The organism is Actinomyces ihuae (assembly GCF_001457875.1).
Classification (GTDB): domain Bacteria; phylum Actinomycetota; class Actinomycetes; order Actinomycetales; family Actinomycetaceae; genus Pauljensenia; species Pauljensenia radingae_A.
In genome coordinates this window covers 690,612-703,867 of the sequence record NZ_CZPX01000004.1, presented here as the reverse complement: position 1 = coordinate 703,867, position 13,256 = coordinate 690,612, and the positions used below count along the sequence as shown (strand labels likewise).

10 protein-coding genes are annotated in these 13,256 nt (G+C 59.5%); 3 read left to right on the top strand and 7 right to left on the bottom strand.

What is annotated here, in order from left to right; all coding sequences use genetic code 11:
- Positions 1 to 8 precede the first annotated feature (8 nt).
- Positions 9 to 2,675 (top strand): MMPL family transporter, encoded by a 2,667-nt coding sequence (locus BN3002_RS04340; RefSeq protein ID WP_058236752.1) that lies wholly within the window; start codon positions 9 to 11, stop codon positions 2,673 to 2,675.
- Positions 2,676 to 5,177: a YhgE/Pip domain-containing protein gene (locus BN3002_RS04335; protein WP_058236751.1), complete on the top strand. Its 2,502-nt coding sequence runs from the start codon at positions 2,676 to 2,678 to the stop codon at positions 5,175 to 5,177. It abuts the gene before it with no gap.
- Between the two features lie 2 nt (positions 5,178 to 5,179).
- Here BN3002_RS04335 and BN3002_RS04330 read toward each other — a convergent pair whose 3' ends face one another.
- From BN3002_RS04330 to pepN, 7 genes are all read right to left on the bottom strand, one after another.
- A complete protein-coding gene (locus tag BN3002_RS04330; protein ID WP_058236911.1) occupies positions 5,180 to 5,704 on the bottom strand; it encodes a MerR family transcriptional regulator in 525 nt (174 codons plus the stop codon).
- A gap of 154 nt (positions 5,705 to 5,858) precedes the next feature.
- Entirely contained in the window at positions 5,859 to 6,626 is a 768-nt protein-coding gene (gene ftsR / locus BN3002_RS04325; protein WP_058236750.1) for a transcriptional regulator FtsR, read from the bottom strand.
- The gene (locus BN3002_RS04320) at positions 6,623 to 7,060 is read right to left on the bottom strand and encodes an FHA domain-containing protein (protein WP_058236910.1); all 438 of its coding nucleotides are present in this window, start codon (positions 7,058 to 7,060) and stop codon (positions 6,623 to 6,625) included. Before BN3002_RS04320 ends, ftsR begins: the two co-directional genes overlap by 4 nt.
- A 106-nt stretch (positions 7,061 to 7,166) precedes the next feature.
- Complete coding sequence (locus BN3002_RS04315; protein WP_058236749.1) at positions 7,167 to 7,904, bottom strand: DUF881 domain-containing protein; 738 nt, start codon at positions 7,902 to 7,904, stop codon at positions 7,167 to 7,169.
- 10 nt (positions 7,905 to 7,914) lie between these two features.
- Positions 7,915 to 8,247, bottom strand: coding sequence for a small basic family protein (locus tag BN3002_RS04310; RefSeq protein WP_058236748.1), 333 nt, complete (start codon positions 8,245 to 8,247; stop codon positions 7,915 to 7,917).
- 2 nt (positions 8,248 to 8,249) lie between these two features.
- A complete protein-coding gene (locus tag BN3002_RS04305) occupies positions 8,250 to 9,062 on the bottom strand; it encodes a DUF881 domain-containing protein (RefSeq protein WP_058236747.1) in 813 nt (270 codons plus the stop codon).
- Positions 9,059 to 11,623 carry an aminopeptidase N gene (gene pepN / locus BN3002_RS04300; protein ID WP_058236746.1) on the bottom strand — a complete coding sequence of 855 codons (2,565 nt, stop codon included), beginning with the start codon at positions 11,621 to 11,623 and terminating at the stop codon, positions 9,059 to 9,061. Before pepN ends, BN3002_RS04305 begins: the two co-directional genes overlap by 4 nt.
- 66 nt (positions 11,624 to 11,689) lie before the next feature.
- Here pepN and BN3002_RS04295 point away from each other — a divergent pair, with 66 nt between their 5' ends.
- Positions 11,690 to 13,252: a UDP-N-acetylmuramoyl-L-alanyl-D-glutamate--2,6-diaminopimelate ligase gene (locus BN3002_RS04295; RefSeq protein WP_058236745.1), complete on the top strand. Its 1,563-nt coding sequence runs from the start codon at positions 11,690 to 11,692 to the stop codon at positions 13,250 to 13,252.
- Positions 13,253 to 13,256: the final 4 nt, after the last annotated feature.

Here is a 13,256-nt window from a genome sequence, read left to right as displayed (position 1 = left end):
AATGTAATGTGTCTACTTTTCTGCGTCAGTTAGGTGCCGCCTGCGCGCGCCACGGGATCCGCACGCTCCTCGTGTGGATTGCCGTCCTGCTGATTGGCGGAATCGGGGTGTGGCAGGCAGGCCCGCAACTGTCCAATGATTTCAAGATTCCCGGCACAGAGGCCCAAGACGGCCTCGACATTATTTCGGAACGATTCCCCGAACTGGCCGGACTGACCGCACAGGTCATCGTGGAATCTCCTGATGACCACCCCATCGAGACACACCGCGACCAGGTGCAGCGCGTCGTCCATCAGTTGAGCGCCGTCCCTCACGTCACTCAGGCAGCCGACCCGTGGTCAGAACTGCTGCGCACTCCCACAATCAGTACGGACGGACGATTCGCGCTGATCAACGTCCAACTTGACCTGGCGCTCGGGCAAGATGACGACGGCGCACTGGACACTATCGAAACGGTCGCTGCCGACAGCACCAAGGCCGGGATGCCGGCATCGGTCGGAGGCCAGATCTACCAGCTAACATCAGTGCCCCTCTCCCCTCTTGAACTGGCTGGTGTGGCCATTGCGCTCATCATCCTTGCGATCACCTTCCGCGCACTGCTGCCTGCAGTCCTGCCCGTGATCACCGGACTGCTCGGCGTGAGCATCGCGATGACAGGTGTACTCATTGTTGCGCAGTGGGTGGACATTTCCACCACTACTCCCACGCTGGCGATCATGATCGGTCTGGCGGTCGGCATTGACTACTGTCTTTTTATCGTCTCCCGCCATCGTTCCCAGCTGGCTCACGGCTGGAACGTCGTTGATTCCATTGCGATGGCCAATGCGACATCAGGTGGTGCCGTAATCTTCGCCGCCATCACCGTTGTGATCGCACTATGCGGTCTGATCGTCTCCGGCATCCCCTTCCTGGCAGTGATGGGTCTATGTGCCGCGGCCGCTGTGGCCGTGTCCGCTGTGATTGCGGTGACGGCCATCCCGGCTCTGATGGGTTTGATGGGTGAGCGACTGCGCCCACGCCACGCACGCGCATCGCGGCGCTCCGGTCAGGAAGAGACTCGCAGACATGCAGCGAAGCACTCGAAGCAGAGTGCTTCCCAATGGTGGGTATCAGTGATCACTGCCCGCCCGTGGATCACGATCGCTGTCGTCCTGGTTTTCCTGTCCGCCGTCGTCATTCCTGCCAAAGATCTGCGCCTGTCCCTTCCCGACAATGGAACCGAGCCGGTGGGCACTCCCGCACGGGACACATACGAGCTGGTGGCGAACGAATTCGGAGACGGAGCCAACGCTCCCCTGCTGATCATCGGTGGCATCATCCAGTCTGAGGACCCGCTCGGTCTGGTCGATGAACTTGCCGACCGGGTTGAACAGGTTGATGGCATCAGGTCAATTCAGATAGCCACCCCGAACAGGAACGCTGACCTTGCTGCCGTCATTGCGATCCCCGAGGCCGCGTCGAACGATCCTGCAACCGAAAAAGCACTGGAGAACCTGCGCGAAGCTGCCGACACGTGGGAGCGTGAACTGGGCGTCGAGGATATTCATGTGACCGGCATGGTTGCCGCCAGAATGGATGTGACCGCTCGCCTGACGGATGCGCTGGTGCCGTTTGCCTCACTGGTGGTGGGGCTGGCGTTGATTGTGCTGACAGTAGTCTTCAGGTCACTGTGGGTGCCGCTGATCGCAACGATCGGATACCTCCTGTCGATCGGCGCAGCATTCGGCGTCACGTCCATGATCTTCTCGTGGGGATGGTTCACCGGACCGCTGCGCATCTCCAATACCGGGCCGGTCATCTGCTTCATGCCGATCATGGCGTTGGGTGTGCTCTTTGGCCTGGCGATGGACTACCAGGTCTTCCTCGTCACCCGCATGCGCGAGTACTGGACTCACGGCGAGGATGCACGGCAGGCAGTCAAGAAGGGATTCGCCTCCTCCGCACCTGTTGTGGTGGCTGCAGCGCTGATCATGGTGTCGGTTTTCTTCGGATTCATTCCCTCAGGTTCCTTCTACGTCCAGCCCATCGCACTGGCGCTGGCGGTTGGCGTTGCTATTGACGCATTCATCGTGCGCATGACGCTCATTCCAGCGGTCATGATGGTGCTTGGTAAGCGAGCCTGGCGTTTTCCGCGCGCACTGGACCGGGTGGTGCCTCACGTCGACGTCGAGGGCGTCGCTATGGATCACCTCAGCGATCACATGGAGTGGAAACGTGTCAACGGACCGGCAATCTTGCGCATGGAAGATGTCCGCATTAACGAGGGTGGCCAGACCGTGGCCTCGTGCGATGAGCTGATTGTCTGGCCCGGTGAGGTCATCCAACTGGACGGGCCACCCAGCCAGGTGCGCACACTCATGTGCGCGGCTGCGGGCCTTATCCGCGCTGACCAGGGAATTATCGTGGTGCGCGATAACGACGCGCGCGATCGATCCAGCTGGATGCGCGCTAACATTCCGATCATGTTGCGAGCCTCATGGGCCCACATGATTGCGTCGGATGCTGAAGAGTCGGACAAGAACCTGGTACTCGTGGACTGCCCGGTAACCGAACAGGTGCGAGACCAGCTCATCAGTGCGACAGTGGAACAAGAAGGTGCACTGATTGTGGGACCTCAGGCCGGCAACAGTGGCTTTGTGATCACACGGACCGTCAAGGTTGGAGGCGACGCATAAATGCGATTACGAGATGCACGCCTATTGCTGGTCGCCGTCATCGTACCGATCTTGCTCGCCGCGTTGTCCATGTGGTCAATCGGTGGAAACAGTACAGGCTCGGACATTACACGCCTGAAAGCGGCGATCGTAAACCTGGACAAGGGCGCGGAAATGACGCTGCCCGACGGCTCAACCCAATTTGTCCCTTTCGGACGCCAACTGTCCGCCGAACTGCTCAAACCGCACGATGGAACCGCAACGTTCCAATGGGAGCTGATGCAGGTCAACAGTGCGCACGACGCAATTAAGAACGGTGACGTTGCTGCAATCGTGACCATTCCGGAAAACTTCTCGACAGCGGTGGCAACGATCGGGCAAACTGACGCAAATCCCGGCATTGTCTCACTGACCAGTTCTGATGCGACTGCACCTATGATGAACGAACTGGCCCATGCGGTGACGGAAGCCGCCGCGCGATCCTTGGGCCAGACGCTGGGCACGCAGGTTCTCAACGGTGTCTATCTGGGATTCGACCAGCTGAAAGACCAGCTGGGAGCAGCTGCAGACGGAGCCAGGCAACTCGATTCCGGTATCGGGTCCTTGGGACAGGGTGCCCATCAGCTGGCCGACGGCGTCCACCAGAGCACGGATGGCACCTATGAACTTGCCGGAGGACTTGCCCAACTTGCCGACGGCACGGCAGCACTGGAGAGCGGTGTGGCAGGATTTTCGGGCGGTATCGGACAGCTCCATGCCGGTGCGGAACAACTGTCAGGCGGCATCCACCAGATGCGCGACGGAATCGCCGGATCAGCCTCCTCCCCCGGTCTGACCGGCGGCGTCGACCAGCTGGCGGACGGCATCCTGGGAAACGGTACGACGCCGGGGCTGGCCAGTGGCTCACTCCAGCTGGCAGAAGGAACCGAACAGCTGGCCGACGGTATCGCGCGACTTGACAACGGGTTGGACACGATCCGTGCCCTCATTCCCGAGGATTTCGATCCTGCTGACCTGCCAACGATCACCATCGATCTTCAGCAAATTGTCGATGTGATGAAACAGGTGGCTCGGGATGCGCGCGATGTGCTCAGCAGGCTTGAACCAATCATGACCGATCAGGATGTCATTAACGAGCTACGTAGCTCGCTGCTCGGCCTTATCGATCGATGCCCCGCTGAAACGTTCCCACAATACTGTGCCGATATGAAGGAGTTTGGGCAGTTGATTGTGCCTTTCATTGATGGCCTGCCCACGGTTGCAACCGATTCCCTCGCTGCCCTCGACGATTTCCTGGCGAAGATTTCCAGTGACGAATTCGCGGACGGCCTTGCCGACGCGCAACATTTCGTTGACCACTACAACGAGTACATCGCCCAGATTGTCGGTCCGGATGGTTTACTCGCAGGGGTGAGCCAACTGGCCACAGGATCCCAACAGCTTGCCAGTGCAGCGCGTCAAATGGCGGATGGCATCAATGGAACAGACTCGACGATAGGCCTCGTTCAGGGCATCACGCAACTTCAGGATGGGGTGCATCAGCTTCAGGGCGGATTTGACGGCACAGAAGGCCAGCCTGGACTGGTCACCGGAGCCGATCGCCTTGCCGACGGGCTGGAACAGTTGTCGGCTGGAGTGGGTCGCTTCTCGGGTGGCATTAGCCAGCTCAACGACGGAGCCCAGGGAGCGGCTGACGGCTCCAGCCAACTGGCAGACGGACTCGGACAGCTCGGAAACGGAGCCGATCAGCTTTCCACAGGCATCGACCAGCTACGCGACGGATCGTCCCAGCTCGCGGATGGCCTGGACGAGGGCGTCTCGCAAATCCCCGTCTACTCAGATGCGGAACGCACTCGGATTGTGTCCATGGCGATGCGTCCGGTGCAAACAGAGCAGGATGCCACGACGCAGAGCACCATCGGAACAGCTTTCCCGTTTACCGCTGCAGTCCTGATCTGGATCAGTGCGTTTGGTGCATTCTTGATGATGCCGGGCCTTCGCGGTCGCGTCTTGGCTCGTCCAGTTGGTGCAGTTCGGGCGGTCATTGATTCGCTGCGCGCCCCGTCCGGCGTAGTGGCAATCTCCGTGCTGGGCGTGATCTGTGTAGCGCTGCTGTTCAAGGTCTTTCCTGTCAGTCTCGCTGGTACAGGTGCACTGATCATAGTCGGCGCAATTGTGGCAGTCCTGGTCCACCAGATGCTATTGGCAGTGTGCGGTGCCCGGATCGGGCGTGTCGTCTCGCTCCTGTTCTTCACATTGCAGGTCGTTGCCCTCATCGGGCTGATGCCCTACCAGGATTCACCTGACGCCTTATCTACAATGAACGCGCTGCTGCCGTTGGGAGAACTTGCCGGAGGCCTGCAGACCAGCGTTCTGGGTGTGGGATCCTCGTGGGTGCCCCCGCTCCTGTCGCTGATCGGATGGGGCCTGGTGAGCTTCATTGGTTCGGCGGTGGCGGTTACGCAGCGCCGAACGCTCTCGCCCGAGAAGGTTCGCGAAGCGTTGAACGTTGTTCCGATGTGAACTTAGGAAACGGAACGGTGCCTGCGGCGACGGCGTTCAGCTAGATCGTCAATAACCGTGTCATCTTCGTCGCGCCGCTCGACTGGCAGTTCAGCCAGGGAGCCTTCAACTTCGCGCCACACGCGCCCCACTGCGATACCGAACACGCCCTGTCCGCCTTGGAGCAAGTCAATCACCTCATCGGATGACGTGCATTCATACACGGATGCGCCGTCACTCATCAGCGTGATCGACGCGAGGTCATCGATTCCACGGTTACCGAGCTGCGTGACTGCCTGGCGGACTTGCTGGAGTGACACGCCGGCGTCAAGGAGCTTCTTGACGACTTTCAGGACGAGGATGTCGCGAAATGAGTACAAGCGCTGTGAACCGGATCCACGCGCAGCGCGCACCGAAGGCTGCAGTAACCCTGTGCGAGCCCAGTAGTCGAGCTGACGGTAGGTGATGCCGGCCGCGGAGCACGCAACCGGGCCGCGATAGCCGGTTTCGTCTTCGTTGAGGCCTTCAAGAGGGTCGCCGAAGAGCATGGCCTGTCGTGGTTGTGGGGCTACTGAATCAGCCGGATTCGCGCTCACGTATGCTCCTCGGACTCTTAGCCACTGGATGGGCTCACTGTGTGTACTCTCTAACGCTAATTCCCGAACGGTCGTCGGTCAACAATTCAAACGGCGAGCCTCAAGTTCAACTTGAAGGTGAGTCGCCGTTGAGCCTCGACAATGAAATGCGCAATAGTTCCCGGTGCAGGTCAGCGAGCTTTTCACCAAATTCCATTGAGCGTGCGTGTGCACGCTCACGATCGGTGGCGCGTTGGCGTGACAGCTGTGAGGACACGACTTGATCAATCACATCCGCACTGCGCTCGGCACCTGTGCGCACAGAACGCAAGATCCTCGCATTCATGCCCTCAGCTTCAAGGGCCACCAGCAGGTGCACGACGTGAACCGTGCGAGATGGAAAATAGCCAGCAATGTCTGGAGCGATCAATCCGAGTGCAGTGTAGCGTTCAAGAGTCTCGACAGTGGCGCCTGTCAGATCAGCCAAGTCACGCGTGGAAATCGTTGACTGGTTCGCAGGGACAACCACTTCCCCATCGGAAGCAACAATGCGTGCGCTCGGAGCAGGATCCACGTCATGGCCGGCGTCCAATGCCCGCAGCTCATCGCGAATGGCATTGAGGGGCGAATAGGAATCGCGCTGGCGCCGCAGGATATAGCGCAGTCGCTCACGGTCGGACTCGGAAAACTTTCGGTAACCCGCACTCGTACGGCTCGGACAGATGAGTCCCTGATCCTCCAGAAAACGAATCTTTGACACTGAGACGGTGGGGAACTCTTTTTGCAGAGCTTCTGTGACCTGGCCGATGGCCATTGTCGGCTCTGCACTCAAGCCACGTGGCCACTGTCCCTGTTGTGGATTCTCCTCGAGTGCGTATGCGTGGGCAGTGTTCATGCCTGCTGCGGGGACGGCTGGTAGGTCATGCGGTACTTGCCGATCTGGACTTCATCGCCTTCTTGCAGATGTGCCTCATCGACACGTTCACGATTGACATAAGTGCCGTTCAGGGAGCCTGAATCGCGGACAATGTAGCCACCGTCCTGTGCGATGAACTGGCAATGTTTGCGGGACACAGTCACGTCGTCAAGAAAAATGTCCGACTTGGGTGAGCGTCCGGCGTTAGTTGTGCCTGGATCGAGCAGGAAGCGCGCACCGGAGTTCGGGCCACGCTGAACGATGAGCAGTGCGGAACCGGCAGGAAGGGCCTCGACTGCCTCGCGGTCGCGAGCAGACAACGGCAGCGGTTGAGCAGTTTCCTCTTCTTCCTCCGAGCCTGGCAGGCCGAAGACCGAGGTTGCCGTCGGGTCAAAGTCACTGTGATCTTCCATCATTTCCCTCTTCCGCGAGTACACCGGAATTCAGATGCACCCCAGTGTACGCAAAAAAGGTACGCCGGCGCATTGCTGTTTCATTGATAACAATTATGTCACGCCTCTATTTTTCTGCCGCATATTGAGGGATCGGAGTAGGAGCAACTTCATCGATCACGACTTGCTGGGATTTGATGATCTCCACGTCCGCATTCTTGGAACGCATCTGCCAAGCCGCACCTGCAGAAATCTCCAGTGCAGTGGCAATCGTGTCCGAATCTCCAATCACTTTCCACTGGTAGGGCGAGTGGATCACCTGACCGTTCATGATGATGCCCACATCCGACATGGAAAACCAGGTCTGCGCGTTGGCACGGATACCGTTGATGCTCACAGCTTCAGCTCCGGCGTTGCGCAGTTCCCCAAGGGTCATGACGAACTGGACTGCATTGACACCTCCCTGCGGATCGGTAACGATCATGGTGAGGCCTTCGCCTTCAACAGGGACCGTTCCGGCATTGATACGTGCCTGCTCGACACTCTTGCGGGCCGCTTCGTCGGCAGCCTGCTGCTGGGAGACAGCATTCTCCAGGTCAGCCAGCTCAGACTCGAGCTCAGCCTTCTCGCCGCGCAGTGTTTCCTCGCGTCCAGACAGCTCATCGAGCAGCACCACCAGGTCTTGCTCGGTCATCTGGTCGAGCGGGTCGGCACGCTGGGCGCGCACCTGAGTTACCAATGCGATACCGAGCATCATGCAGATGACGACAAGAAGAATATGGATCGGCCTCGGACTGGCCAAAAGAGCCTCTCGCAGCCGTGAACCGCGCGATATCTGGGGTTTGTTCGCAGAATTACGTGCCATTGTCGTGCACCTACGCCTTGAAAATAAGACGACGGATGGACGCGGCGTTGGAGAAGATACGGATACCGAGAACGACGACGACAGCGGTCGTCATGGCGGATCCGACGCCGAGCTGCTGTCCTAGGAATACCAACAGACAGGCTACGAGGACATTCCAGAAGAACGACATGATGAAGACACGGTCGGAGAAGACACCTTCGAGCCACGCGCGCCCGGCGCCGAAAAGAGCGTCAAGCCCAGCGACAACGGCAACGGGAAGGAATGGCTGAATCCACACCGGGATCGTGGGATCGACCATGAATCCAATGACGATTCCTGCAATCAGTCCAAGGACAGCAATCATGTTTAGCCTCCAGCACCATCTCGAGTTTCAGCGTAGCGCGTCGAGCGCTGATCAACGCCCTGCATCTCAATGGAGTTTGCGGCCCGTGTCGTGATCTGTATACCTCGAGCTGACTGGGCGGTAGACAGATAATCACCGGTGCCGCCACGCACCAGTGCCACCGACAGATCCGACCCGTCTCCGATGGCATTGATGACGTAGGGAGACTGGATGGCCGTGGTGTTGACCAGGATCGTTGAACCTGCGGTGCGGATGAAGGTGCCCGACCCGATGCGAATGCCGTTGACGTCAATGGCTTCAGCTCCGCCCGCCCACATGGCATTGACCACCATTCGCAAGTCCTGATCGCGCACAACCGCCTGGGGTCGTTCAGTTTTGGAATCTGTGGCGTCGCTGAGGGCAACAGTCAGACCCGGTCCGTGCACGGAGTGAGCCGCGCTGGCCATCGCCACGCTTGCCTCCAGTTGCGGTGCAGATGTCGGGGCGATATCGGCAGCTGAGCGCATCGTGGAGGACAGGTCGGACACTTCCTGGCTGAGCGAGTCAACCTGCGTCTGGACGGTTTCGATGCGCGAGGTCAATGAGTTTCGCACTGTCGTATCAGCGGGGGCGCGTAAGTATCGCACTGCGATTCCGGAGGCGATCCCCAGCGCGATCGCCATGATGATGACGAGGACGCGCATTGCCGGGCCGGATCGGCGGGCATTCGGATCGGCTGCGTATGCGTGGTAGGCAGCATCGAGCGGATTGCGAAGAAGCTGGTTGAGCTGCGACATCGATGCGGCAGGGTCCTTTCGGGGCGAGGCAGTGCTCATAGCGTCTCCTCCCAAAGTTCCTGGACGCGTTGAGCACGCTGAACGTCGTCAAAGTTCTCGATTACGAGCCGTCGCAGGGCAGCAGGTGCATCCGTATTGCCCTCCAGCCATTGTTCATATTCATTGACGAGGGTGGCTACCGCATCCGGATCATCGCAGTCGACGTGATGTGGAGCGCCAGCACGCACGAAGCGAATACCCATGCCGATGGAGTGGGTGGCCCAAAAATCAGCGAGGTGCGCGAAGAACTCACGGTCGAGCTCATCGCCCTCCCACGTGGACTCCGCCAGGCCGAAGAGGATCGCTGAGGTTTCCTCGTTGGAAATGTCCCCGGTGAGAACTCGTTTCCATGACTGTTCACGGATAGTGGCTGTGGGCAGAGCAGCCACAGCGCGAGCGTGGAAAATGGTAGTCTCCCCTGTGCGTTCGTTGTCCAGCCACTGGTCGAGGCGAGCGCGGTCGACATCGCCGCGCGCAGCAAGCGCGCGGCGTGCACGCCAGGCAAGTTCGGGACCGATTTCCAGTCCATGAATACTGTGCCGGCCCGCCACGGCTGTGATCGTGCTGGTCGCTGCAGGTGACAAGGGGCACCAGGGTGCTGAGCTGAGCAACGCTCCGAGCCACAGACGCTGGTGGTCCACGGTAGTGGTGTGTGAGAGGATGTCGAGTGCAGTGGCGACGACCTGTTCGTGCAATGCTGCACGTTGTGAGCGCGGGCAGTAATGCGCGATGGCGTACTGAACACTGGACAGCAGTCTGTCCACAACCGCGTCGTGATCTTCGGTGAGTGCCTGCGTGAGTACTGCGCGAACATAGCGGTCTGCGCGCATGAGCCCATCGCGCACCATATTCCATAGGTTCGCCCACACAACGGCGCGCGTGAGCGGATCAGGGCAGGTTCCGATGTAAGCCAATGCCGTGTCCGCGCTGTGCGCATCAAACCTGCAGATCGCATACGTTAGATCGTGGTCGTTCAACACGATCAAATCGCATTCCCCGCGTGAAAGTGTGTCGTCTGTGATGCGGATACGGGCGGCCTCAGTATGCAGGCTATAGGTGTGGGTGCGCCTCAGGGCTCCCTCGTCAATCGCCCACGTGGATACCTCAAGTGTGTGTGGACGAACGAGGCGGTCCTGGACCAGGTCGAAGCGGGAAAGACGGCCCGAATGGTCGAATTGCACGTCGACGGAGAGCCTGGATGGGCCGCTGGTTTCCAGCCATAGCCTGCTCCACTCAGTCAGATCCTTCCCGGACGTTTCTTCCAGGGCTTTCAGAAGGTCGGTCAGCTTCGTCGCACCGTTGGCGTGGCGGGTGAAGTAGAGTCGTGCACCGGCAAAAAACGCGTCCTCACCAAGGGCGGCGAACAGTTGTCTGAGAACGGCTGCACCCTTGGCGTAGGTGATGCCGTCGAAATTGTTCTTGGCTGCCTCCACGTCCGGGATATCTGCAGCGATGGGGTGGGTGGTTGGATACTGGTCCTGCTCGTAGGCCCAGGCTTTGCGGCCAATGGCGAATGACGTCCACTCCCCTGTGTAGGCGGTGGCGTGAGCAGCCGTGTTGGTGCCCTGGTGGTCAGCAAAGGATTCTTTGAGCCACAGGTCATCCCACCATGCGGGCGTGACGAGATCACCGAACCACATGTGGCACATTTCGTGAAGGATCGTGTTGGCACGGTGCTGACGCTGCGCGAATGTGGGGGTGTCGCGCGACAGGAGATGTTCGTTGAACGTGACGCACCCGGGATTCTCCATTGCGCCAAGGTTGTATTCAGGCACGAACACCTGATCGTAGGATCCCCACGGAAATGTCACACCGTAGTGCTGATGATAAAAGTTGAGGCCCTGTCGGGTGACAGTCAGAATATCGTCGTCGTCCATGAAAGGCGCGAGGGCGGCGCGACACATCAGACGCAGCGGGATCGCGACATGTGTGCCGTCGCCGGCTCCACCTTCCCAGGTACCGCCGTCAACTACGGCCCACTGGCCTGCAACAACTGCGGTGATGTAGGAGGACAGAGGTGGTGTGGTGGAAAAGTCGTGCCGAATGAAGGTGCCGGCATCCGTCGGTGTGTCGATGCCGTTGGACGTGACAGTCCATTCTTTCGGCGCGAGGACGTGGAAGGTCCAGCGCGGCTTGATATCGGGCTGATCCATACACGGCCAGGCCCTGCGCGCATCGGTGGGCTCAAACTGTGTGTACAGGTAGATGCGGTGATCTTCAGGATCGAGATAGCGGTGGAGCCCCTCCCCTGTGCGTGAAAAGCTGCAGTGGGCGCGCACGGTGAGCGTGATCGGACGTGATATTGGAAGGTCATCAAGGTCAAGGCGAGATCCGTCATGGTGGAACGCATGCGGAGCGTCATCGACCAGAACCTCGTCCACCGTTCCCACCACGTCAACAAATGTTGAGGGACGGTTGAGCGTCATTGTGAACACAGAGGTGACAGGATAATGTGTCTCGTCAAGATCACCTGCACGCGTCAGATCCACCGTCACGTCAATGTGGGACACTGAGACTGTCTGAGCACGCTGACGTGCCTGGGATCGCGTGAGGTTAAACATGTCTCGATTGTAAGAGCGCGCGCGAGTTGAGGCATTGGGGCGCGCCCGAGTAGTAAAGTGTGCGCCATGACTACCATTAATGAACTGCGTCCTCGCACATCAGCGATTACTTTTCGTGAACTGGTCCGCGACCTCGATGTTCATCAATGGGTGAATGAAGACAAGGCCAACTGTCCCGTCACTGGCGTGACGGTCTCTTCCAGCGACATTGATGCCGGATGGGTGTTCGTGGCAATCCCCGGATACTCCCACCACGGCGCCGAATTTGCCGCAGGTGCGCTTGAGGCTGGCGCGGCCGGCGTCATCACTGATGAGAAAGGTGCGCGGATCCTGCGTGACAGTGGCGCGAGCGTCCCTATTGCAGTTGTCGACGACCCTCGCCAGGCGGCAGCGTTCGTATCTGCACGAGTGGTCGGAAACCCCGATCAGTCACTGACGACCGCAGCAGTGACCGGCACAAACGGAAAGACCACCACAACCTATCTGGTCAGCGCCGCGTTGGGCGCCATACACGATGTTCCTGCGCTGTGCGGCACCGTGGAAACCCGCATCGGTGACATGACGATCTTGGCGACGCGCACCACGAACGAGGCACCGGTCCTGCATCGCTTTCTTGCCTGCGCACAGCAACAAGGCGCTGACAATGCGGTCATCGAAGTGTCCTCTCATGCATTGAGCTTGAATCGTGTTGACGGCATTGTCTTTGACGTCGCCATTTTTACGAATCTGCAGCACGATCACCTGGACTTCTATCACGACATGGAGCACTACTTCCAGGCCAAAGCATCCCTGTTCACGCCCGAGCATGCCCTGCGTGGAATCGTGTGCGTGGACGATGAATGGGGCCAGCGACTGGCACGTGAGGCCACGATCCCGATCACGACTGTTGCGGCCTTGAGCTCGCAACAGGCAGACTGGCACGTCAGTGATATTCATCCGGATCCGCAGACCGCACAAACCGTTTTCTCCCTGACCGATCCGGCGGGGCACACCCACCAGGTTCACAGCCCGGTACTCGGAGAAGTGAACGTGCAAAACTGCGCTGTGGCAATCGCAGCGGCGACGGCAGTGGGTGCGGATTCAGATCAGGCGGTCACTGCCCTCGAGCGGGCACCGCAGGTTCCTGGGCGTATGGAGAAAATCAATCCGGACTGTGACGATCAGCCGCTCGTGATCGTTGATTACGCGCACACCCCCGAAGCTCTGGAATGGATTCTCAAGGATGCGCGCGAACTGGCTGGCGGCCGCGTCGTCCTGGTCTTTGGCACGGACGGTGACCGGGATGCCTCCAAACGCATACCGCTGGCTGAAGTTGCGGCGAGACACGCGGACGTGTTGTGGGTGACAGATGAGAACCCCCGAACCGAGGACGCGGCGGCAATTCGCGCCGAGCTGATGGAGGGAATCCGCAACGTGCGTCCCGACCTGACCAACGTCACGGAGGTTACAACGTGCCGCCGGGATGCGGTACGGTGCGCGATTCAGGACGCCAGTGCGAATGACATCGTCCTGATCACCGGGAAGGGTGCCGAGTGGTATCAGGAGATAGATCATGTCTATCACCGATACAATGACGTGCCGGTTGCACGCGAAGTGCTGGAATACAGTGAACCCCGCAAGCGAGGATGACAAA

Excerpts from the sequence above, each read along its gene's own strand:
- BN3002_RS04335 (WP_058236751.1), top strand. The coding sequence starts at position 2,676 with ATGCGATTACGAGATGCACGCCTATTGCTGGTCGCCGTCATCGTACCG.
- BN3002_RS04330 (WP_058236911.1), bottom strand. The coding sequence starts at position 5,704 with ATGCTCTTCGGCGACCCTCTTGAAGGCCTCAACGAAGACGAAACCGGC.
- ftsR (WP_058236750.1), bottom strand. The coding sequence starts at position 6,626 with ATGAACACTGCCCACGCATACGCACTCGAGGAGAATCCACAACAGGGA.
- BN3002_RS04320 (WP_058236910.1), bottom strand. The coding sequence starts at position 7,060 with ATGGAAGATCACAGTGACTTTGACCCGACGGCAACCTCGGTCTTCGGC.
- BN3002_RS04315 (WP_058236749.1), bottom strand. The coding sequence starts at position 7,904 with ATGGCACGTAATTCTGCGAACAAACCCCAGATATCGCGCGGTTCACGG.
- BN3002_RS04310 (WP_058236748.1), bottom strand. The coding sequence starts at position 8,247 with ATGATTGCTGTCCTTGGACTGATTGCAGGAATCGTCATTGGATTCATG.
- BN3002_RS04305 (WP_058236747.1), bottom strand. The coding sequence starts at position 9,062 with ATGAGCACTGCCTCGCCCCGAAAGGACCCTGCCGCATCGATGTCGCAG.
- pepN (WP_058236746.1), bottom strand. The coding sequence starts at position 11,623 with ATGTTTAACCTCACGCGATCCCAGGCACGTCAGCGTGCTCAGACAGTC.
- BN3002_RS04295 (WP_058236745.1), top strand. The coding sequence starts at position 11,690 with ATGACTACCATTAATGAACTGCGTCCTCGCACATCAGCGATTACTTTT.